At 68.5% G+C, this 21,412-nt stretch carries 18 protein-coding genes; 4 read left to right on the top strand and 14 right to left on the bottom strand.

Annotated elements, in window-relative coordinates:
• Positions 1 to 3 precede the first annotated feature (3 nt).
• The 5 genes from ABV606_RS08240 to ABV606_RS08220 all read right to left on the bottom strand — a co-directional run bounded on the left by ABV606_RS08240 (position 4) and on the right by ABV606_RS08220 (position 7,373).
• Positions 4 to 1,236, bottom strand: a complete 1,233-nt coding sequence (locus ABV606_RS08240) for a cell division protein PerM (RefSeq protein ID WP_353987339.1) — start codon at positions 1,234 to 1,236, stop codon at positions 4 to 6.
• Positions 1,237 to 1,504: 268 nt separating this feature from the next.
• On the bottom strand, positions 1,505 to 2,392 hold the full coding sequence (gene sucD / locus ABV606_RS08235) for a succinate--CoA ligase subunit alpha (protein ID WP_353987338.1): 888 nt from the start codon (positions 2,390 to 2,392) through the stop codon (positions 1,505 to 1,507).
• A gap of 22 nt (positions 2,393 to 2,414) precedes the next feature.
• Positions 2,415 to 3,584 carry an ADP-forming succinate--CoA ligase subunit beta gene (gene sucC, locus ABV606_RS08230; RefSeq protein ID WP_353987337.1) on the bottom strand — a complete coding sequence of 390 codons (1,170 nt, stop codon included), beginning with the start codon at positions 3,582 to 3,584 and terminating at the stop codon, positions 2,415 to 2,417.
• A gap of 171 nt (positions 3,585 to 3,755) precedes the next feature.
• The gene (locus tag ABV606_RS08225; protein ID WP_353987336.1) at positions 3,756 to 6,128 is read right to left on the bottom strand and encodes an ATP-dependent helicase; all 2,373 of its coding nucleotides are present in this window, start codon (positions 6,126 to 6,128) and stop codon (positions 3,756 to 3,758) included.
• Between the two features lie 117 nt (positions 6,129 to 6,245).
• Positions 6,246 to 7,373, bottom strand: coding sequence for a glycerophosphodiester phosphodiesterase family protein (locus ABV606_RS08220; RefSeq protein ID WP_353987335.1), 1,128 nt, complete (start codon positions 7,371 to 7,373; stop codon positions 6,246 to 6,248).
• A 155-nt stretch (positions 7,374 to 7,528) separates the two neighbouring features.
• Here ABV606_RS08220 and ABV606_RS08215 point away from each other — a divergent pair, with 155 nt between their 5' ends.
• The 3 genes from ABV606_RS08215 to ABV606_RS08205 all read left to right on the top strand — a co-directional run bounded on the left by ABV606_RS08215 (position 7,529) and on the right by ABV606_RS08205 (position 9,394).
• A complete protein-coding gene (locus ABV606_RS08215; protein WP_281488417.1) occupies positions 7,529 to 8,029 on the top strand; it encodes a hypothetical protein in 501 nt (166 codons plus the stop codon).
• 44 nt (positions 8,030 to 8,073) lie between these two features.
• On the top strand, positions 8,074 to 8,904 hold the full coding sequence (locus ABV606_RS08210) for a Bax inhibitor-1/YccA family protein (RefSeq protein ID WP_353987334.1): 831 nt from the start codon (positions 8,074 to 8,076) through the stop codon (positions 8,902 to 8,904).
• A gap of 196 nt (positions 8,905 to 9,100) precedes the next feature.
• Complete coding sequence (locus ABV606_RS08205) at positions 9,101 to 9,394, top strand: cupin domain-containing protein (protein WP_281488415.1); 294 nt, start codon at positions 9,101 to 9,103, stop codon at positions 9,392 to 9,394.
• Between the two features lie 416 nt (positions 9,395 to 9,810).
• Here the strand turns inward: ABV606_RS08205 and guaA are convergent, their stop codons facing one another.
• The 8 genes from guaA to groES form a co-directional block, all read right to left on the bottom strand.
• Positions 9,811 to 11,361 carry a glutamine-hydrolyzing GMP synthase gene (guaA, locus tag ABV606_RS08200; RefSeq protein WP_353988799.1) on the bottom strand — a complete coding sequence of 517 codons (1,551 nt, stop codon included), beginning with the start codon at positions 11,359 to 11,361 and terminating at the stop codon, positions 9,811 to 9,813.
• A gap of 202 nt (positions 11,362 to 11,563) precedes the next feature.
• Positions 11,564 to 11,995 (bottom strand): DUF3817 domain-containing protein, encoded by a 432-nt coding sequence (locus tag ABV606_RS08195; protein WP_281488414.1) that lies wholly within the window; start codon positions 11,993 to 11,995, stop codon positions 11,564 to 11,566.
• Positions 11,996 to 12,000: 5 nt separating this feature from the next.
• Positions 12,001 to 12,867 carry an SURF1 family cytochrome oxidase biogenesis protein gene (locus ABV606_RS08190; protein ID WP_353987333.1) on the bottom strand — a complete coding sequence of 289 codons (867 nt, stop codon included), beginning with the start codon at positions 12,865 to 12,867 and terminating at the stop codon, positions 12,001 to 12,003.
• A 333-nt stretch (positions 12,868 to 13,200) separates the two neighbouring features.
• Positions 13,201 to 14,931, bottom strand: coding sequence for a glycerol-3-phosphate dehydrogenase/oxidase (locus ABV606_RS08185; protein WP_281488412.1), 1,731 nt, complete (start codon positions 14,929 to 14,931; stop codon positions 13,201 to 13,203).
• 66 nt (positions 14,932 to 14,997) lie between these two features.
• Positions 14,998 to 16,116 carry a GuaB3 family IMP dehydrogenase-related protein gene (locus tag ABV606_RS08180; protein ID WP_353987332.1) on the bottom strand — a complete coding sequence of 373 codons (1,119 nt, stop codon included), beginning with the start codon at positions 16,114 to 16,116 and terminating at the stop codon, positions 14,998 to 15,000.
• 222 nt (positions 16,117 to 16,338) lie between these two features.
• On the bottom strand, positions 16,339 to 17,841 hold the full coding sequence (gene guaB / locus ABV606_RS08175; protein ID WP_353987331.1) for an IMP dehydrogenase: 1,503 nt from the start codon (positions 17,839 to 17,841) through the stop codon (positions 16,339 to 16,341).
• A gap of 139 nt (positions 17,842 to 17,980) precedes the next feature.
• Complete coding sequence (locus ABV606_RS08170) at positions 17,981 to 18,637, bottom strand: hypothetical protein (RefSeq protein ID WP_353987330.1); 657 nt, start codon at positions 18,635 to 18,637, stop codon at positions 17,981 to 17,983.
• A 345-nt stretch (positions 18,638 to 18,982) separates the two neighbouring features.
• Complete coding sequence (groES, locus tag ABV606_RS08165; protein ID WP_173183376.1) at positions 18,983 to 19,279, bottom strand: co-chaperone GroES; 297 nt, start codon at positions 19,277 to 19,279, stop codon at positions 18,983 to 18,985.
• A gap of 166 nt (positions 19,280 to 19,445) precedes the next feature.
• Between groES and ABV606_RS08160 the strand changes: the two genes are divergently transcribed.
• On the top strand, positions 19,446 to 20,624 hold the full coding sequence (locus tag ABV606_RS08160) for a class I SAM-dependent methyltransferase (RefSeq protein ID WP_353987329.1): 1,179 nt from the start codon (positions 19,446 to 19,448) through the stop codon (positions 20,622 to 20,624).
• A gap of 155 nt (positions 20,625 to 20,779) precedes the next feature.
• Here the strand turns inward: ABV606_RS08160 and ABV606_RS08155 are convergent, their stop codons facing one another.
• Positions 20,780 to 21,409: a DUF4190 domain-containing protein gene (locus tag ABV606_RS08155; RefSeq protein WP_353987328.1), complete on the bottom strand. Its 630-nt coding sequence runs from the start codon at positions 21,407 to 21,409 to the stop codon at positions 20,780 to 20,782.
• Positions 21,410 to 21,412 lie beyond the last annotated feature (3 nt).

Raw genomic sequence — 21,412 nt, 5'->3', positions numbered from 1 at the left:
GTTCTAGCCTAGCGGCACGGCCTCGCTGCTCATGCGGCGGCGATCACGCGCGAACCCGGTCGCGAGGCTCCCCAGCGCGGCGGCCACGCCGATCTCCAAGGCCGCCCACAGCGCGACCGCGAGCGGGTCGGGGCCGACCGTGGCGAGCCGTCCGGGCCCCGCAGAACCAGCGGACGCCCAGGCGAGCAGACCCAGCGAGAGACCCGCCACGATGCCCGCTCCCGCTCCCCCGGCCAGGTGCATGAGCGGAGCACGATCACGCGACGTCACGACAGTGAGCGCCCCTGCGAGGAACCCGGCCACCACGGGCACTAAGAGTCCCAGCACACCCCACTCGAGTTCGCCGGTCGGCAGCGCTCCGAGCACCGGCACTGTCGGCAGCGGGCCGAGCGCTGTGCCGAGCGGACCGACCGATGATCCCGCACCGATGGCGAACCCGGGGCCGATGAACCAGGCAGCCGTCCAGATGACGAGGTTCGGAAGGAGCGCGAGCTGGGCGAAGGTCACCACCGCGCCCCCGAGCATGCCGGTCTGTCCGGCCTCGTAGAGACGGATGATCTCGGCGTAGTGCGTGACGATCTGCACTCCCAGAGCGACAGCGGCCACCCCGACCACGGTGGCCGCGGCGGCGGCGCCGGTGCGAAGAGCGGATGCCGCGACGTCCCTCACCGTGGGCGGCCAGTCGTCGATCCAATCGCGGATGCTGCTGCCGTGCTGCTCGGCCGGGTTGCGCAGCCGCTCTCGCGTCGACCCGATGAACAGGCCGATCGCGAACACCACCGTGGGCAGCAGCGGACCTTGCCAGAGCGAGGGGCTGACCGCCGGGAAGTCGGCACTCACCGTCAGCAGCAGCGACAAGAGGGCGAACGTGCCCAGCGCCACCGATTCTCCGATGAACCGGTGCGGGGTCTCGGCGATGCGCCGGCCCGTTCGGAGCGCGAGCAATACCGTGAGCAGCGCGAAGCCGAGCGCCGCGATGGTCACGACGAAGGCGGCATCCACCTCCGCGATCCCCATCGACGCGGCGAGTTCCGGATCGACTCGGACGAGCACGTCCACGCCGTGGCCGACCAGCCAGAGATCGACGGCGGCCCGCCAGAAGACGTCCCAGCCGAGGGCGAGCTGAAAGTGGAAGCCCCAGAGCACCGTGGTGACCGCGAGCGGGATCGCCACCCCGACGGCGACCACGACCGCGGTCTCGAACGCGGCCAGAAGCATGGTGAAGCGGCGGTTCATACGCGCTCGACCCTAACCTCCGCGCGGTGCCCTTCCCGCGCGGCGCGCGGTGACACCCGGTGCCGCTGTCGCCTCACCGTTGCTCCGCGGCGTCCAGCCGGGAGACGACGCGACGAGATGACAGGAACTGCAACGAATGCTGCGGATCGTGTGCACTTCGTGGCATCTCGATGGCGAGTCCGGTCTGGGCGGAAATGACGGATGCCGGGGCGCGGACTCGCGGCCCCGGCATCCGGTCGACAGTCGGTGAACCCGACCCTGTGTGCGCTTAGAGCGACTGCAGGATCTCGCGCATCAGCTGCGCGGTCTCGGACGGCGTCTTGCCGACCTTCACGCCTGCGGCCTCGAGCGCTTCCTTCTTCGCCTGGGCGGTGCCGGCGGAGCCGCTGACGATGGCGCCGGCGTGGCCCATGGTCTTACCCTCGGGCGCGGTGAAGCCGGCGACGTAGCCCACCACGGGCTTGGTCACATTGGCCTTGATGAACTCGGCCGCGCGCTCCTCGGCGTCGCCGCCGATCTCGCCGATCATGACGATCGCCTTGGTCTCGGGGTCGGCCTCGAACGCCTTGAGTGCGTCGATGTGCGTCGTGCCGATCACCGGGTCGCCGCCGATGCCGATGGCGGTCGAGAAGCCGAAGTCACGCAGCTCGTACATCATCTGGTAGGTCAGGGTGCCCGACTTCGACACCAGGCCGATGGGGCCCTTGCCCGTGATGTTCGCCGGGGTGATGCCGACGAGCGCCTCGTCGGGCGTGATGATGCCCGGGCAGTTGGGGCCGATGATGCGCGTCTTGTTGCCCTTGGCCTTCGCGTGTGCCCATGCCTCAGCGGTGTCGCCGACGGGCACACCCTCGGTGATCACGACGAGCAGCGGGATCTCAGCGTCGATGGCTTCGATCATCGCGTCCTTGGTGAATGCCGGCGGCACGAACGCGATCGACACGTCGGCGCCGGTCTTCTCCATCGCTTCGGCGACGCTCGCGTACACCGGCAGTTCCTTGTCACCGTGCAGCACCGTGGTGCCGGCCTTGCGGGCGTTGACGCCGCCGACGATGTTGGTGCCGGCCTTCAGCATGAGCGCCGTGTGCTTGGTGCCCTCACCGCCCGTGATGCCCTGGACGATGACCTTGGAGTCCTTGTTGAGGAAGATTGACATTGTTCCGGAGTCCGTTTCTCGTTCAGGCAGCGTTGTGGGCGAGCTCGGCAGCCTTGTCGGCGCCCTCGTCCATGGTCGCGGCGAGGGTGACCAGCGGGTGGTTCGCCGCGGTGAGGATGCGGCGGCCCTCCTCGACGTTGTTGCCGTCGAGTCGCACGACCAGCGGCTTGTTGGCGGTCGAGCCCAGTTCGGCGAGCGCACCGACGATGCCCTTCGCAACCGCGTCGCAGGCGGTGATGCCGCCGAAGACGTTCACGAAGACGCTCTTCACCTGCGGGTCGCCGAGGATCACGTCGAGGCCCGCAGCCATGACCTCTGCTGACGCTCCGCCGCCGATGTCGAGGAAGTTCGCCGGCTTCACACCGCCGTGGTTCTCGCCCGCGTAGGCGACGACGTCGAGGGTGCTCATCACCAGGCCGGCGCCGTTGCCGATGACGCCCACCTCACCGTCGAGCTTCACGTAGTTGAGGTCCTGCTCCTTGGCCTTCGCCTCGAGCGGGTCGGCAGCCGACTTGTCTTCGAGCTGCTCGTGCTTCGGGTGGCGGAACTCGGCGTTGTCGTCGAGGGTGACCTTGCCGTCGAGCGCGATGAGCTCGCCGTCTTCGGTGAGCACGAGCGGGTTCACCTCGACGAGGGTGGCGTCTTCGCCCTTGTACACCTCGTAGAGCTTCACGAAGACATCCGCGACCTTCTCGACGAGGTCGTCATCGAAGCGAGCAGCCTTGGCGATCTCGAGAGCCTTGGCCTTGTCGATGCCGGTGAGCGGGTCGACCTCGATGCGGGCGAGCGCGTCAGGACGCTCCACCGCGAGCTGCTCGATCTCCATGCCGCCCTCGACACTGCAGAGCGAGAGGTAGGAGCGGTTCGCCCGGTCGAGCAGCACCGAGAAGTAGAACTCCTTGGCGATGCGCGCGCCCGCCGCGATCATGACGCGGTTGACCACGTGTCCCTTGATGTCGAGCCCGAGAATCTGCTCGGCCGCGGCATACGCGTCATCGGGGTTGTGCACGACCTTCACACCGCCGGCCTTGCCGCGGCCGCCGGTCTTCACCTGCGCCTTGACGACGACCGTGCCGCCGAGCTTCTCGGCCGCAGCCTTCGCTTCGTCGGGGGTGTCGGCCACCAGGCCGGGCAGTACTGGCACGCCGTAGGACTCAAAGAGGTCCCTGGCCTGGTACTCGAAAAGATCCACAGTGCTCTTCCAATGCTCCGTCGAGGGCGATGATCTTCCAGTGTCTTGACCTCGAGATAGTTCGATATCGAGACAAATGGGCCGCGGGCCAGTTTACCCCCGCCGCTGAGCGCGCCACGGCCCGTGACGGTGGAGGCCCGTCCACCCCGCCCGGATTGACGAACTGGACGCCTAGAGCTTCTCGATCGGCGCGATCTTGATGAGCAGTCGCTTGCGGCCGACCTGGTCGAACTGCACTTCGGCGATCGACTTCGCGCCCTGCCCGCTCACGGAGGTGACGCGGCCTTCGCCGAAGTCGGTGTGGCGGATGCGGTCGCCCGCTGCGAGCGTGAGGTCGCCGTTGTCGCGCATCTTGCCCGTGACCTGGTTGGTCCACTCGGTCTTCACGCGCGGCTTCGAGGGCGCGGGCGGCAGCGAGTCGCGAAGGTTGAAGCCGCGCTCGCGCCGCGCGTTGAGCGCCCTGGGCTGGCTGCCGCCGCGCGAGTTCGCCATGCCGGGCGACTGCTTCCACTGGATGAGCTCGGCGGGGATCTCCTGCAGGTAGCGGCTGGGCATCGCCACAGTCACGTCGCCGAACTGCGCCCGGGTCATCGCAAGAGACAGGTAGAGCTTCTTGCGGGCGCGGGTGATGCCTACGTAGAAGAGCCTTCGCTCCTCGGAGGGGCCGCCGGGCTCCGAGGCCGACATCCGGTGCGGGAGGAGGTCTTCCTCGACGCCCGTGATGAAGACCGCGTCGAACTCGAGCCCCTTCGCGGTGTGCAGCGTCATGAGCGAGACGGTGCCACTGGAGTCATCGAGTTCGTCGGCGGCCGCGACGAGCGATACCTCGGTGAGGAAGTCGAGCAGCGTGCCATCGGGGGTGCTGCGTTGGAACTCTCGCGTCACCGCGACCAGTTCCTCGACGTTCTCTGCGCGCGCCTCGTCTTGCGGGTCGCGTGAGTTGCGAAGAGCTTCGAGGTAGCCGCTGCGCTCGAGCAGCGCCTTGAGCGTGTCGGGAACGGGCGTGCGCGGCGCGCGCTCCATCTCTTCGTCGAGCAGGGTTGCCAGCTCTCGCAACGCACCGGTGACCTTCGGCCCGAGCCCGAGCTGGTCTGCCTCGCGCATCGCCTCGCGCAGTGTGATGCCGCGGGTGTCGGCGTGCAGTTGCAGGGCCGCCTCGGTGGCGGGCCCGATGCCCCGCTTGGGCACATTCATGATGCGGCGCAGCGCCATCGGGTCGTCGGGGTTCGCCACGGTGATCAGATACGCCATCGCGTCTTTGATCTCGGCCCGCTCGTAGAACTTCGTGCCGCCGAGCACCCGATACGGGATCGCCGAGCGGATGAAGATCTCCTCCAGCGCGCGCGTCTGGGAGTTCGTGCGGTAGAACACCGCGATGTCGCGGTAGTCGACACCGCTGTCGTGCAGCGCCGTGATCTCGTCGGCGACGAACTGCGCCTCGTCGTGCCCCGAGTAGCCGGTGTAGCCGACGATCTTGTCGCCCCCGCCGACCGTCGTGAACAGCTTCTTGTCTTTGCGGTCGAAGTTGTTCGAGATCACCGCGTTGGCGGCGTCGAGGATGTTCTGCGTCGAGCGGTAGTTCTGCTCGAGCAGGATGACCTTGGCGCCTGGGAAATCGCGCTCGAACTCGACGATGTTGCGGATGTCGGCACCACGGAAGGCGTAGATCGACTGGTCGGAGTCACCGACCACGGTGAGCGACGCCGCTGGGATGGCGCCGTCGGCCGCGCGCTGGCTCGAGGAGTAGCCCTGCTCAGCTTCCAGCTCTGCTGCGACATGCCCTTCGACCGGTCGGGTCAGCTCTCTGATCAACGAGTACTGAGCGTGGTTGGTGTCTTGGTACTCGTCGACCAGCACATGCCGGAAGCGACGCTGGTAGAGCGCCGCGACCTTCGGGAACGCACGGAACAGGTAGACCGTCTGCGCGATGAGGTCGTCGAAGTCGAACGCCTTCGCGCGCTCGAGCTCCGAGCTGTAGCGCCGGAAGATCTCGACGAAGAGCGCCTCTTTCGGATCGTTGAAGTTCGCCTGTCGGGCGAAGCTGTCGACGTCGGCGAGCTCGTTCTTGAGCTTCGAGATGCGGGCCGCCACGCTTCCAGGCGTGAACCCCATCGTGTCGGCATCCGTCTCCTTGAGAATGCGCTTGATGAGCGCGCGAGAGTCGGCCGAGTCGTAGATGGTAAATGTCTTGGTGTAGCCGATCGTCTCGGCCTCGCGACGCAGGATGCGCACGCACGCCGAGTGGAAGGTAGAGATCCACATGCCGTCGGCGGCCTCGCGCCCGACGATCGCCTCGACCCGCTCGCGCATCTCGTTCGCGGCCTTGTTGGTGAAGGTGATGGCGAGGATCTGGCTCGGCCACGCTTCACGGGCCTGGAGGAGCCCGGCGATCCGACGAGTGAGCACGCTGGTCTTGCCCGAACCGGCGCCGGCGACGATGAGCAGCGCCTCGCCGCGGTAGAGCACGGCCTCGCGCTGCTGCGGGTTCAAGCCGCTGAGGAGGCGTTCTTCGGGGGTGGTGACGCCGTCGAGGATGAAGGTCATTGCGCGGTCAAGTCTAGGTACCCCTGCCGACAATGAGCCCGACTGGCCGCCTGAGGTCGGCTGCGGGAAGATCCGTCCGCTCCCTGCCTCCGCCTGCACCGGTCGCCTTGTCGGTGCTCAGTCTCCGGTTCGCTCCCGACTCGTGCGACTGAGCCGCTCGTCGCGCGACAGCCGCGAACGCTCCATCGCATCGAGCACCAGGTCGGGGTGGTCGGCGAAGACGCCGTCGACGCCGGTGCTGAGCACGGCCTCGAACTCCGCGCGCCAATCGCCCCAGTCGGCCGCACTGCCCTTGCCGCGGTGCCGTTTCAGGAGGAAGCGGTTCTCGGGGCGAAGCGTCCAGGTGTACACCTCGAGCCCGTGATCGTGCGCTCGTTCCACCAGGGCGCGACCGGTGAGGGGCTCTCGGGTGAGGCCGCCGAGCCTTGTTGAACATGCCGGCTCGCCGGAGCCACGGCCTCGCGGCTGCCGGGATGCGGCATCCGCGAGCAGCACCGCCTTGTCGACGCTGATGCCATGGATGCCGTTCCGTGCCAGCTCGGCGAGGTCGATCTCGCTGCGCTGCTGCTCGTACGTGCGGGCCGAGCGACCGTCGCGCGCGACGAGGTCGGCGGCGGCCCCCGTCGCTTCGTGCAGGTAGATCTTCTTGCCGGGCACTCCTCGAATGATGAGCTTGTCGAGCACTGACTGCTCGAACGATTCGGTGATCAGCGTCTCGTCACGGACCCAACCTGCGACCTCCGTCGCGAAGAGCTCATCGAGGGGCAGGCCGATCGACTCGAAATAGGTCGCGTGCTTGAGCTCGGCGACGAGTCGCAACGGCCGGCCGGCGGCATCCGACGCCTCATCGATGAGTGGCAGGAGATCGCTCAACCGCATGATCGGGTCGAGCCCGTCGAAGGTGGCGTTCGAGCTGCGGATGCCGGGCAGGCGCTCCACCGCACGGAGCGTCGCGAGCTCGGGCCAGGTGAAGTCCTCGGTGAACCAGCCGGTCACCGACTCGCCGTCGATCGACTTGGTGGTGCGGCGGTCGGCGAATTCACGACGCGTGGCGACGTCGGTCGTCTGCGATATCTCGTTCTCATGGCGCAGCACGAGCACGCCGTCGCGCGTTGCGACGATGTCAGGCTCGACGGCGTCGGCCCCGAGCGCGAAGGCAAGACGGTAGGCCGTGCGCGTGTGCTCGGGCCGGTATCCGCTCGCGCCACGGTGACCGATGACGAGCGGGGTTCCGAGTGCGCGCACACCAGAACCCTAAACTGGCGGCGTTCGCGAGAACTGGGAGCGGGATGGGCAGCTCGGAACCGGGCGGGATGAGACGCGGCGCCACCAGGCGACGCGCGATGCCGCGCCGTGCCCCGAAGCAAGTCGCCGACGAGCCACCCCGCGGCGGCGGGCAGATGGCAGAGCCCACCATGGCCCTTCCGCTGCGCTGGGGCACCTGGCAGGGCCGCTCGATCGCGGGTGCGGCGCTCATCGTGGGGGGCATGATCGGGCTGCAAGCGGCCAGTACGACCTTCCTGCTGCCGTTGATCACCGGGACCGTGGCGCACGTCGTGGGCTGGTGGATCATGCCGGCTGCGGGATGGCGGCGCCACGTCGTCGTGTTTCCCTGCGGCGTGCAGATCTGGTTGATCCTCACCGGACCGCAGTCGATGTGGACGCTGATCGTGCCCTACCTCGCGTGGCTGCTCGTGCGCCATCGCCCGCTGCGCAGCTACGTGACGGGGCTGTTCGTCATCGCGTACGGAGTGTTCGCGGCATCCGTCTTCTCCGAGTACTCGCAACTGCTCCCCGCCCTCGCCGGGGCGATGGCGGTCATCGCGGGATCGGCCCTGGTTGCGCGGAAAATCGCGGGAGTGAGGCGAATCCACAGCCACCGGACACCATCGTTCCGATAGATTGTCATGAAGACTCGCACGGCGATCGAAGGAGACCCCTCGCCATGGCCAACCCTGCATTCAGCAACTCGCCCGCCTTCAGCGGCAAGGCGCCGAGCATGACCGTGGAGCAGCTCAACGAGCTCTACGGCCGCCCCTCGGCGACCGACCAGGACCGCCCCGCCGGCACTGCACCGCTCGCGCCCGCAGCCCCCGTGCTGCCCGAGGCGGAGCGCATGACGTACGAAGACACGATCATGAAGATCGTCATCAGCTTCGGTGTGCTGCTGCTCGGCGCTGCGGTGGGCTGGTTCGTGCCTGTGCTAGCGCTTCCCGCTGCGCTCGTCGGGCTCGTGCTCGGCTTCGTCAACGTCTTCAAGAAGCAGCCCTCGCGCGGACTGATCCTCGCCTATGCGGCTGTCGAGGGCGTCTTCGTCGGCGGCATCTCGTACCTCTTCTCGACCATGTGGGAAGGCATCGTCACGCAGGCGCTGCTGGGAACCCTCGCGGTCGTCGGTGTGACCCTCGCGCTCTTCGCGAGCGGCAAGGTGCGCGCCACTCCGAAGCTCACGCGCATCTTCCTCGTCGCGATGATCGGTTACGCGGCGTTCTCGCTCGTGAACTTCGGCCTCATGATCTTCGGCGTGACCGACGGCATGTTCGGCCTGCGCAGTGTCGAGTTCCTCGGTCTGCCCCTTGGCGCGTGGCTCGGCGTGCTCGTCGTGCTGCTCGCGGCGTACTCGCTCGTGATGGACTTCGAGAACATCAAGACGGGCGTCGAGCGCAGCGTGCCCCGCGTCTACGGCTGGCAGGCGGCCTTCGGCATCCTGGTCACCGTGGTGTGGCTGTACCTCGAGATCCTGCGCCTCATCGCGATCCTGCGCGGGTCTGAGTGATCAAGCTCCCAGCGAGGGCCATTTCTGGCCGTCGCGCTTGATCACTCGGTCGGTCGTCTCGACCGACCGTCGCGGCCGCAAGCACTCGCGACCGCACGCCTGCCAGGTTCAACCGGACTGGTGCAAGGTTCTCGATGGTTCAAGAGAGAAGGCTCGGCTTCGGCCGGGCCTTCTCCCGTTCAGGGAGGATTGATTCATGACAGAGCGACGGCAGGCGGATGCTGAAGTGCAGCTCGACGACGACACAGTGCGCGTCACGCGGTGGCGCTTCGCACCCGGCACCGAGACCGGGTGGCACACGCACGAGCTCGACTACGTCGTCGTGCCCGTGACGGACGGCGCGCTCGTGCTCAACGAGCGGGGTGCGGACTCGCGGTCGTTCACCCTGGCGGCCGGAGCGTCGTACACCCGCACACCGGGCACTGAGCACAACATCGTCAACGAATCGGATGCCGAAGTGGTGTTCGTCGAGGTCGAGGTGAAGCGCTAGCCGGCTCCTCTGCCGGTGCAGCCGCTCGAACTCGGCGGGGGTTCGATGCAGCGGCGGTGGTTGCAACCGGGGCCGGCGCGTCGAACCCTCGCCGGGCTCGCGAGGGCGTGAGGCCGCGTCGGTCGGGCGCCGGGACAGCGCATGAGGGCCCGAAAGGGCTTGAGCCAGGGTTCGCCTGGCCAGCTCGGCTACACCTGGCAGGCGTGCTGTCGCGAGTGCCTGCGGCCGCGACGGTCGGGCGAGACGCCCGACCGGGAATGAACACGCGGACTCGGCGATCCCTAGGGCCCGCCAAGTCGTGGGGTTAGACCTGGCAGGCGTGCGGTTTGCGAGGTTGAAGCCGCGACGGTTCGCCGAGACGTCGAACCGGGAATGACGGCGCATGAGGGCCCGAAAGGGCCCTCATGAACGCGCCGTCATTCCCACTCGATGGTGCCGGGGGGCTTTGAGGTGACGTCGAGCACGACGCGGTTGACGTCGCGCACTTCGTTGGTGATGCGGTTCGAGATGCGCGCGAGCACGTCGTAGGGCAACCGCGTCCAGTCGGCGGTCATCGCGTCTTCAGATGAGACCGGACGCAGCACGATGGGGTGACCGTAGGTGCGTCCATCGCCCTGCACGCCCACCGAGCGCACATCGGCGAGCAGCACGACCGGGCACTGCCAGATCTCGGTGTCGAGCCCCGCCGCGGTGAGCTCCTCGCGCACGATCGCGTCGGCATCCCGCAGCAGTTCCAGACGGTCCTTCGTCACCTCGCCGACGATGCGGATGCCGAGGCCGGGGCCCGGGAACGGCTGACGGTTGACGATGTCCTCGGGCAGTCCCAGCTCGCGGCCGATCGCGCGCACCTCGTCCTTGAACAGCGTGCGCAGCGGCTCGACGAGCTCGAACTGCAGGTCTTCGGGCAGCCCGCCGACATTGTGGTGGCTCTTGATGTTCGCCGTGCCGCTGCCGCCGCCCGACTCGACGACGTCGGGATACAACGTGCCCTGCACGAGGAAGCGGATCGGCTCCCCCTCAGACGCCGCTTCGGCCAGAAGCTCGCGCTCGGCCTGCTCGAACGTGCGGATGAACTCGCGGCCGATGATCTTGCGCTTCTGCTCGGGGTCGCTCACCCCGACCAGTGCGTCGAGGAACTGCTGCTCCGCGTCGACCGTCACCAGGCGCACGCCCGTCGCCTTGACGTAGTCCTCTTGCACCTGGCGGCGCTCATCCTTGCGCAGCAGCCCGTGGTCGACGAACACGCAGACGAGCTGGTCGCCGACCGCCTTGTGCACGAGCGCTGCGGCCACCGCCGAATCGACGCCACCGGAGAGTCCGCAGATGACCTTCCCGTCACCGATCTGGGCGCGGATGCGCTCGACCTGCTCGGCGATGACATTGCCCGCGTTCCAATCGGCCGGGATGCCGGCCGCTCGGTGCAGGAAGTTCTCGATGACGCGCTGGCCGAACTCGGAGTGCTTCACCTCGGGGTGCCACTGCACGCCGTAGAGCTTTCGCTGGTCGTGGGCGAATGCGGCGACCGGCGTCGATGCCGTCGACGCCAGCACCGAGAACCCTTCAGGCGCGCGCACGACCGAGTCGCCGTGGCTCATCCAGGTGGTCTGGGTCGCGGGCTGCCCGGCCAGCAGGTCGCCGCCGTCGCCGCTCACCGCGACAGGAGTCGCTCCGTACTCGCGCTGGCCGGTCTTCGCGACCTCGCCGCCGAGTTGCTTCGCCATGACCTGGAATCCGTAGCAGATGCCGAGCATCGGCACACCGAGCTCGACGATGCCCGGATCGAGCGCGGGCGCACCGGTCTCGTACACACTCGACGGGCCACCGCTGAGCACGATGCCGGCCGGGTTCTTCGCCGCGACCTCCGCCGCGCTGATCGTGTGCGGCACGATCTCCGAGTACACGTTCGCCTCGCGCACGCGCCGCGCGATCAGTTGCGCGTACTGCGCACCGAAGTCGACGACGAGCACGGGCCGCGCCGCGGTGCCAGGGGCGTCGACGGTCGCGTCGGGAGTGTTCGCGGCACCGGATGCCTCGGCATCCGCCCCCGCATCCGTCTCAACGGAAAGTGCGGTGTCGACGAGGTCGGTGTCGCTCTCGCCGGTATCGATCGAGGCTGCGACGGCGTCGCCTGGAGCCCCGTCGGAGGGCTGTTCGGAGCGGTCTGCGGCGCTAATCAGCAACCTCCACGAGCTCGGCTTCTCGGCTGGCGAGATAGCGCTTGATGCGCCGGGTCACATTGACCTCGACGATGAACGACAGGAATGGCACGACGCCGCCGGTGGCGAGCAGCACGAGCTGCAGGAACGGCCAGCGCATGAACGTCCAGAGACGGAAGCAGGCGATCAGGTACACAACATAGAGCCAGCCGTGGGCGATCAGGATGCCGATGCTCAGGTTGACGGCCTGCACCGTACCCGAGGGCACGAACGCGATGAGACCGTATGCCCCGCCGAACTCGATCTCGGTGCCGAACGCGTACTTCAGCACCATCTCGACGCACAGGAGCAGCAGCATCACACCGGTGATGTAGGCGGTCACCTGGTAGAACTTCAGGCTGCCCCGGATCTGCGGAAACGTCTCGAGGCGGGGAGCAAGGGCCATGCCGGTCATTCTACCGACGCACGGTGCAGCGACTCCTGAGCGCCGGAGGCCGCACCAGAACCGTTTGAGGTCGCTGTGGTGGCCTGCGCGGCGCCGCCTGCCGCGGCGTTCGCTTCGGCCTCTGCGGCCTCGAGCTCGGCGAGTTCGACCTCGCGCTCCCAGGCATCCTTCACCAGTCGGTACCAGAGGTACACGGCGAACACGGCGAAGAGCGCCCACTCGATGGCGTAGAAGATGTTGAGCCAGTTGAGCTCGAATTCGGAATCCGGCTTGGGCGAGTCGATGGCCTCCATACCGGATGCCGAGACACCGAGGTCGGTGTGCGAGACGACGTAGCCGCTGTACACACCGTCGACCTCGTCCCACTCATTGATCAGCTGGGCGACTGCGAGCGCCGACTGCTGGCCCTCCTCGTACTCCGACTGGGTCGGAGAATCGCTCGGCAGGTAGCGTCCTTCGATCTCGATGGTCCCGAGTGCGACGAGCTCGTCGGCGGCCGAGTCGAAGCCCTCATCGTCGGCTTGCCATCCGACCGCGACGGCCAGGCTCGCGCCCTCCGTGGTGAGGAAGTGGCCGACCAGCCAATCGCCCGGCTCGCCGTGCTGCAACCGCTCGGTGAGCGTCACGAAATCGCCGGCGACGAATGACCCCTCGACCGTGACCACCAGGCCAGCGAGCGTCTCGGAGACGGGCTGCTGGGGAGCGGTGACCGCCTCGATCGGATGCGGGGTCTCAGTGTCGCGCTCGATCACCACGGCCTGGTCGAAGCTGCGCTCGAGCTGCCATTGGCCGAGCAGGGCGAACGCCGCGGCGACGGCCAGACACGCGACCAGCACGCCGATCCACTTGGGCCGTCGGGCAACTCTCCACACGGGCGACAAGCCTAGTTCGCGCCGCTGCGCCCTGCCTCACAGCCGAGGCTCGGCATCCGCCCTTCTGCTCCCCCTGCGGACTCCGCCGAGCCCAGCCGTCGAGATGACAAGAAATGCGCTTGCGGCGGCCTATTCGCAGCACTTCTTGTCATCTCGACGAAGGGATGCCGCCGGGCGAGCGCGCCACGAAGGGAAGCGGGTGACTGCGCGACGAAGGGAAGCGGGGTCACCGCGCCACGAAGGGCGCAGCCGCAGCGCGCGCGACGAAGGGAAGCCGGGCGAGCGCGCGACGACGGCGGTCCGGGTGCGCGGTCGCGAGGAGGAGGGCAGCGGCTACCGCGACGCGATGTCGGGCGCCGAGAGCCGCACTCGATCGGCCGACTCGTCGTCGGGCTGCTCCTGGCTGGCGCGCTCGGCGGCGACCCGCTTCAGGTAGTGCTCGATCTCGCGGTCGATTCGAGCGGCATCCCAGCCGAGCGTCTCGCCCATCAGCCGAGCGGCGATCGGCGCCGCCGAGACCCCGCGGTCCCACGCCTCGATCGAGACGTGCGTGCGACGGGCGAGCACGTCATCGAGGTGCAGCGCGCCCTCGTGGGTCGCCGCGTACACCACCTCGGCCTGCAGGTAATCGTCGGCGCCGGGCAGGGGCTCGGCGAGCTCGGGCCGCGCGCGGATCAGATCGAGCAGTTCGTCGGTGAGTACGCCGTGGCGATTGAGCAGGTGCTCGATCCGCGCGGTGTGCACTCCGAAGGCTCGCGCGATCTTGGCGCGCTTGTTCCACGCGGCGCGATAGCCCTCGGCGCCCAGCAGCCCGATGTCTTGAGTGCAACTGGGCGGGATGTTGCCGTCGAGGGCGGCAGCCGCCTCGTCGATCGCGTCCTTCGCCATGACGCGGTAGGTGGTGAACTTGCCGCCGGCGACCACGACCAGACCGGGCACCGTGTGCGCGACCACGTGCTCGCGGCTGAGCTTCGACGTCTCCTCGCTCTCGCCGGCGAGCAATGGGCGCAAGCCCGCGTAGACGCCCTCCACGTCTTCACGGGTGAGCGGCACGGCGAGCACCTCGTTCACTCGCTCGAGCAGATAGTCGATATCGGCCGCGGTCGCGGCGGGATGCGCCTTGTCGAGGTTCCAATCGGTGTCAGTCGTGCCGATCAGCCAATGCCTTCCCCAGGGGATGACGAACAGCACGCTCTTCTCGGTGCGCAGCAGCAGCCCGAGCTTCGAGTGGAACCGGTCACGAGGCACGACGAGGTGCACGCCCTTCGAGGCTCGCACCTTGAACTGGCCGCGCTCGCCGACCATCGCCTGGGTGTCGTCGGTCCAGACCCCGGTCGCGTTCACGATCTGCTTGGCGCGGATCTCGAAGCGCTCGCCCGTCTCCAGGTCGTGCGCGACCACCCCGACGACCCGCTGGCCGACTTTGAGGAACTCTTCGACTCGCACGCGGTTGGCAGCGTGCGCGCCGTAGAAGGATGCCGTGCGGGCGAGGCTCGCGACGAACCGCGCGTCGTCGACCTGGCCGTCGTAGTAGCTGATGCCTCCGATGAACGCGTCACCCGCGAGGCTCGGAGCCGCACGCCGGATCTGCCGCTTCGTCAAGTGTCGATGCCACGGCACGCCCGGCGGACGACCGCCCGTGTAGCTGAAGAGGTCGTACAGCAGCATCCCGGCGCCGATGTACAGCCGCTCGAAGATCGGCTTGGTCAGCGGGTACAAGAAGCGCACCGGCTTCACCAGGTGGGGTGCGATGCGCTGCAGCAGCAGACCGCGTTCGATGAGCGCCTCTCGCACAAGCCTGAAGTCGAGCTGTTCGAGATACCGGATGCCGCCATGCACGAGCTTCGACGAGCGGCTCGAGGTGCCGCTGCCCCAGTCGCGCGCCTCGACGATGCCGACTCTGAGGCCGCGCGTCACCGCATCGAGCGCCGCGCCCGTGCCTACGACGCCGCCGCCGATCACGAGGATGTCGAGTTCCTTCGTGCGGAGCGCATCGATCGCGGCGGCCCGCTCGTCCGGTCCCAGCTTCGACGACCGGCTCACCGTACGCTGATTGACCGCCATTCGTCCTCCGTCATGCGCTCGTCTCCCTCACGCCGCCGGGAGCCCTCGGCATCCGCGCGGCTGGTGTCAGCGTCGGAACGACCCGACGACGACCTCGACCCGTTGGAACTCCTTGAGGTCGGAGTAGCCCGTGGTGGCCATCGACCGCCGAAGGGCTCCGACCAGGTTGGCACGCCCATCAGAGGTGCGCGAGGGCCCGAACAGCACCTGCTCGAGCGACGCGATGGTGCCCACCTCGACACGGTGGCCGCGCGGCAACTCGGCGTGGTGCGCCTCGGCGCCCCAGTGCCAGCCTCCGCCCGGCGCCTCCTCGGCGCGCGCGAGCGCGGTGCCGAGCATGACCGCGTCGGCACCGCAGGCGATCGCCTTGACGATGTCGCCGCTGGTGTTCAACCCGCCATCGGCGATGACATGCACGTAGCGTCCGCCCGATTCGTCGAGGTAGTCGCGGCGAGCGCCGGCGACATCCGCGACCGCCGTCGCCATCGGCGCATGGATGCCGAGTGAGGTGCGCGTGGTCGACGCCGCTCCCCCGCCGAAGCCGACCAGCACGCCAGCCGCGCCGGTGCGCATGAGGTGCAGCGCCGCCGTGTAGGTGGCGGCGCCGCCGACGATGACCGGCACATCGAGTTCGTAGATGAACTTCTTGAGGTTCAGCGGCTCGACGTTCTTCGACACGTGCTCCGCGCTCACCGTGGTTCCGCGGATCACGAAGAGGTCGACACCGGCCCCGATGACGGTCTCGTGGAACTCCTGCGTGCGCTGCGGGCTCAGCGAGCCGGCGACCGGTACACCCGCCGCGCGGATCTGCTCGAGGCGCTGCGTGATCAGCTCCGGCTTGATGGGCTCGGAGTACAGCTCCTGCATGCGCTCGGTGGCCGTGTCGTGCGGCAACTGGCGGATCTCGGCGAGCACCTCATCGGCATCCTCGTAGCGAGTCCAGACGCCCTCGAGGTCGAGCACTCCGAGACCGCCCAGGCGGCCCATCTGGATCGCCGTCTCAGGCGAGACGACGGAGTCCATGGGAGCCGCGATGATCGGCGTGTCGAACTGGAAGGCGTCGATCGACCAGCTCACCGACACGTCGCGCGGGTCACGAGTCCGACGGCTCGGCACGACGGCCACATCGTCGAAGGCGAACACCTGGCGGGCACGCTTCGCGCGGCCGATCTCGAGCTCATTCACGAAACCAGCCTATCTGCGCGCGCGCTGGAGCTTGGAGCGAAGGCCCTTTCGGGCCTTGGCCGCGGCGCCAGCGCCGATGGCCGTCTCGGCCATCGGGTCAACATTCACCCCGGCAGTGACCAGCTTCAGCGCCAGATGGAGACAATCGCGCCAGCGCGTTCAGGCGCAACCGTCTCAAGTTGGCGCGCACGCTGGCGCTTGGAGCAGTATGGGCGCCTTAGGTCAGCGGCGGTAGTTCGGCGCCTCCGCGACCATCTGGATGTCGTGGGGGTGCGACTCCTTGAGACCCGCGGCGGTGATGCGCACGAACTTGCCCTTGGAGCGCAGCTCCTCGATCGACCGAGCACCCACGTAGAACATCGACTGCCGAAGTCCGCCGAGCAGCTGGTACACGACCGTGCCGACTGCGCCGCGGTACGCGACCTTGCCCTCGATGCCCTCGGCGATCAGCTCATCGTCGCTCGGCACATCAGCTTGGAAGTAGCGGTCGCGCGAGTACGAGGTCTTCTTGCCGCGCGCCTGCATCGCGCCGAGCGAGCCCATGCCGCGATACGTCTTGTACTGCTTGCCGTTCACGAAGATGAGGTCGCCGGGGCTCTCGTCGGTGCCGGCGAGCAGCGAGCCGAGCATGACCGACTCGGCTCCAGCCACGAGCGCCTTGGCGATGTCGCCCGAGTACTGCAGTCCGCCGTCGGCGATGATCGGAACGCCCGCCTCGCGCGCCGCGAGCGACGCCTCGTACACGGCGGTGACCTGGGGCACGCCCACGCCTGCGACCACTCGGGTGGTGCAGATGGAGCCGGGGCCGACGCCGACCTTGACGGCATCCGCACCGGCATCGATGAGGGCCTGAGCGCCCGAGCGCGTGGCGATGTTGCCGCCGATCACGTCGACGTCCTTGAACGCGGGATCGGCCTTGATGCGCTTGATGATGTTGATCTCACCGGCCGACTCGCCGTTCGCGGTGTCGACCACGAGCACGTCGACACCCGCGTCGACGAGCGTGCCGGCGCGCTGCCAGGCGTCGCCGAAGAAACCGATCGCGGCGCCCACGCGCAGTCGCCCGTCTTCGTCCTTGGTGGCGAGCGGGTACTGCTCGGTCTTGTCGTAGTCCTTCACCGTGATGAGTCCGGTGAGCTTCCCGTCGCCATCGACAAGGGGCAGCTTCTCGATCTTGTGCTCGGCGAGGATCTGCATCGCGTCGTCAGCGGTGATGCCGGTCGGTGCGGTGATGAGCGGCATCCTCGTCATCACCTCGTGCACCTTCGTGGTGGCCTTGGCGGCCGGCCGCACGAAGCGCATGTCGCGGTTGGTGATGATGCCCACGAGCTTGCCGTCGGGCTCGACGACAGGCAGCCCCGAGACCCGGAACTTGCCGCAGAGCTCGTCGACCTCGGCCACCGAGGCGTCGGCGGTCGTGGTCACGGGGTTCGTGATCATGCCCGATTCGCTGCGCTTGACCTTGTCGACGTGGTTCGCCTGGTCTTCGATCGAGAGGTTGCGGTGGATGATGCCGATTCCGCCCTGACGCGCCATGGCGACCGCCATGCGGGTCTCGGTCACGGTGTCCATCGCGCTCGAGAGCAGCGGGGCATTGACGCGGATGCGGCGGGTCAGACGCGTCGAGGTGTCGACCTCGCTCGGGATGACATCCGTCGCCCCGGGCAGCAGCATCACATCGTCATACGTGAGGCCGACGAAACCGAAGGGGTCTGGCTGTTCCATTGTTCTCCTGGGCTCGGAACGAATCAGGGTCCCGGATGCCGCGCCGAACCCGGTACTCGATGTTAACCGACGGGCGCGCCAGGTATTCCGAGTGCGCTCGGCCGATGGATGCCGTCAGTGCTGAACAGGCGGCGAACGGTCAGCGCGAGGGCCCGGCGAACGCCATCTCGAACCCGGCGGCCCGAGCGCTGAGGCACTCCCCGAAGCTGAAGCACTCGGCGTCTCCCGCAGACACCTTCGCCAGTTGCGCCTCGATGGAAGCTCCGCCGTCGTCCTCGGCGAGCACGGCGGCGAGGGCCGCTTCGACCGCCGCCGCGTAGGCCTCGGTGGCTCCGGTGAAGTCGGCGAGCGCCGGCTCGAGCTGCTGCAGCACGGCGAGCATCTGCTCGCTCGGCGCGGTCGACGGGGTCACGACGATGACCGGAAGACCCTCGCGCGCCTCGAGCACGACGGATGCCGGCGCGATGACGACGTCGGCACCGCGAGCAACCAGTTCATCGACGGCCGATGGGTTGCTCGCCGCCCGGTGGTAGACCTGGACCGGCCCGTCGCCGATGCTGCCCGCCTGGTTGATCTCGCGCACGGCGAGCTCGACCCCGGCAACGATCGCGGCGCCGCCGGCTGCGGCATCCGTCACCGTGCCGATCACGAGAACCCCGTCACCGCTCGGTTCGACCTCGATCGCGGGGGCGGCCGTGGGCTCCGGCTCGGCTGGAGTCTCGGGCGCGCAGCCCACCGCGGCGAGCGCGATGAAGGCGGCGAGGCCGATTGCGGCGGAGGTGCGAGCGCGCGACATGCAGTTCTCTCTCGTCGAGCCCGCCGCGGCACGCCGTTCGTGCTGGTTCACGAGGGGGCGCCGGGCGGTGGCCATCGACCGGCATTCGGACGGTCGGGGAACACGGACGAAACGACGCTATCGCCAGCTCATGCCTGAGGCGGGCAGCGAAACGGGCTCATCGGGATCGTGACGGATGCCGGGTTGTCCGCGGTGCGGCCGACGAGCCCAGCACGCGATGCGGTGTGTCAGAGACGGCCGCGCGCCCGTGCTCAAGCGCGCGCAGGTGCTCAAGATCGCGCAGAGACGGCGAACGGCCCGGAGGCGAAGCTCCGGGCCGTTCGAGAAGTGGTGCTGACCGTCAGCTCAGCGCACGACCACCGCGAGCACGTCGCGGGCCGAGAGCACGAGGAGGTCCTCGCCGCCGTACTTGACCTCGGTGCCGCCGTACTTCGAGTAGATGACCTTGTCGCCGACAGCAACGTCGAGCGGGATGCGGTTGCCGTTGTCGTCGATGCGACCGGGGCCGACCGCCACGACCTCACCCTCCTGCGGCTTCTCCTTGGCGGTGTCGGGAATGACGAGACCGGAAGCAGTCGTCTGCTCTGCCTCGACCTGCTTGATGACGATGCGATCCTCGAGCGGCTTGATGGAGACCGACACGGTTGTCCTCTTCTTTCTGACAAGATCCAGGGGTTAGCACTCTCCGCTGGAGTGTGCCAAAACACAGTGTAGGGGCGGCCTGGCACTCACGCAATCCGAGTGCCAACGCAGTTCGGCCCCTAACCCCCTCTCCGGAACGCGCGCCCCGGTGGGCCAAGATTGAACGATGGATGCGGGCGAACTGCGCGAGTTGCTCTCACTCGACGGGCTGCGGTTGCTTGATGAGCTGCCGCCGGCCGAGTCGAAGGAGGATGTCGTCACTGCGGTCGCCGGCCTGCGTCGACAGGGGCACTCCCCCGCGCTCGTGGCGGCCGTGCTCTCGCAGCGCAAGCTCCGGGCCCGTGCCCGCGCGAAGTTCGGCGAGTTCGCGGAACGGATGCTGTTCACCGAAGCGGGTCTCGAGCAGGCCACTCGACTGCAGGTCGCCGCACTCCACGCCGGTCGTTTCGCGGACGCGGGTGCGACGCGCGTCGCCGACCTGGGCTGCGGCATCGGCGCGGACGCCCTGGCCTTCGCGAGCCTAGGACTCGACGTGGTCGCCGTCGATCGCGACGAGGTGACGGCCGCGATCGCGGGCTTCAACCTCGCTCCCTTCTCGAACGCCACCGTTCGCCAGGGCGAGGCGGAGGGCTTCGACCTCGCCGGATTCGACGGCGTGTATCTCGACCCCGCACGCCGGTCGGGCTCGCGCCGTCTCAATGACGCGGCCGACTGGTCGCCCTCGCTCGATGTGGCGTTCGGACTGGCGCGAGCCACGGCATCCGGTGGTGTGAAACTCGGCCCAGGTATCGACCGCGAGTTGATTCCCGCTGACTGCGAGGCGCAGTGGGTGTCGGTCGACCGCGAGGTGGTCGAACTCGGGGCGTGGTTCGGCGCGGCCGCTCGGGAGGGCGTGCGACGATCGGCGCTGGTGCTCGGCAAGCACGGAGCCGCGCGCCTCGACGGCGCCGCCGACAGCGAAGACGAGCCGCCTGGCGGGCTCGGCGAGTATCTCTACGAGCCGGATGGCGCTGTGATCAGAGCCCGGCTCATCGGCGACCTGGCGCGGAGCCTGGATGCGCGGATGCTGCATCCCACGATCGCGTACGTGACCGCGGATCGTCTCGTGCCGACGCCGTTCGCGCAGGCGTTCCGCATCACGGCGACGCTCGCGCTCGACATCCGCTCATTGAAGCGCGAGCTCGCCGCCCGGGGCATCGGCTCACTCGAGATCAAGAAGCGCGGCGTGGACGTCGACCCGGCAGCGCTTCGCACGAAGCTCGGGCTGCGCGGCGTTGCGGCCGCCACGCTGATCCTCACGCGGGTCGGCGAGCGCCGTCTCGCGCTGCTCGCCGAGCGCGTCTGAACGACCGTCGCCTCGCCGGAACGCGACGTCGCCCCCGCCTGGTGAGACGGGGGCGACGGAACCGTCCGAGCGCGTGGCATTCACCTCGCGACGACAACGGAAGGCCAGGCCCGGAGCGAATGCCCGTGTCGGGCTTCACGCCGGCGCTCAGGGCATCAGTAGTTGTAGGTGTATCCCGAGTTGCCGAAGGCGGCGAACAGGGCGATCCACGCGATGATCGAGATCAGGCCGATCGCGATGCCGACGAAGCCCAGGATGATGCCGGTGAGCCAGAGGCCCTTCGACGCCCAGGGCTCGCGCTTCTTGCCCAGGAAGCCGAGCACGACGGCGGCAGCCGGGATGAACAGCTGCAGGATGCCACCGATGATCGGAATCCAGACGACAGCGAGCGAGCCGATGACGCCGACGATTCCGGCGATGAGCGAGATGATGCTCAGCACCGGCGCTTTCGTGCCCGTGCCCGGCTGCGAGTAGGAGTACGGGGTGGTCGGCCCGGCGGGACCGCCCGGACCGGCCGGAGGCGCGGTGTACGGCGAGGCGCCCGGCGCTCCGTACGGATTCTGCGGAGCCCCGTACGACTGAGCGCCAGGGCCGGGAGGCGGCATGGTCGCCCCGGGAGGGGCGCTCGGAGCTGCGGGCGGCTCGGGAGCCGGAGGCGGAACCGGCGCGCCGGGGACGTCGGGCTGTGCAGCGGCCTGGGCCTCGGGCGAGGTCGGCGCGTCGGAGCCCGCCTGCTGCGGCCGCTCGTCGGGATCCGGTGTGAGCGGCGGGGGAACGTTCGACATGAG

This window comes from Ruicaihuangia caeni, assembly GCF_040536845.1.
Classification (GTDB): Bacteria; Actinomycetota; Actinomycetes; order Actinomycetales; family Microbacteriaceae; genus Ruicaihuangia; species Ruicaihuangia caeni.
This window is presented reverse-complemented; position numbering and strand designations above follow the sequence as displayed.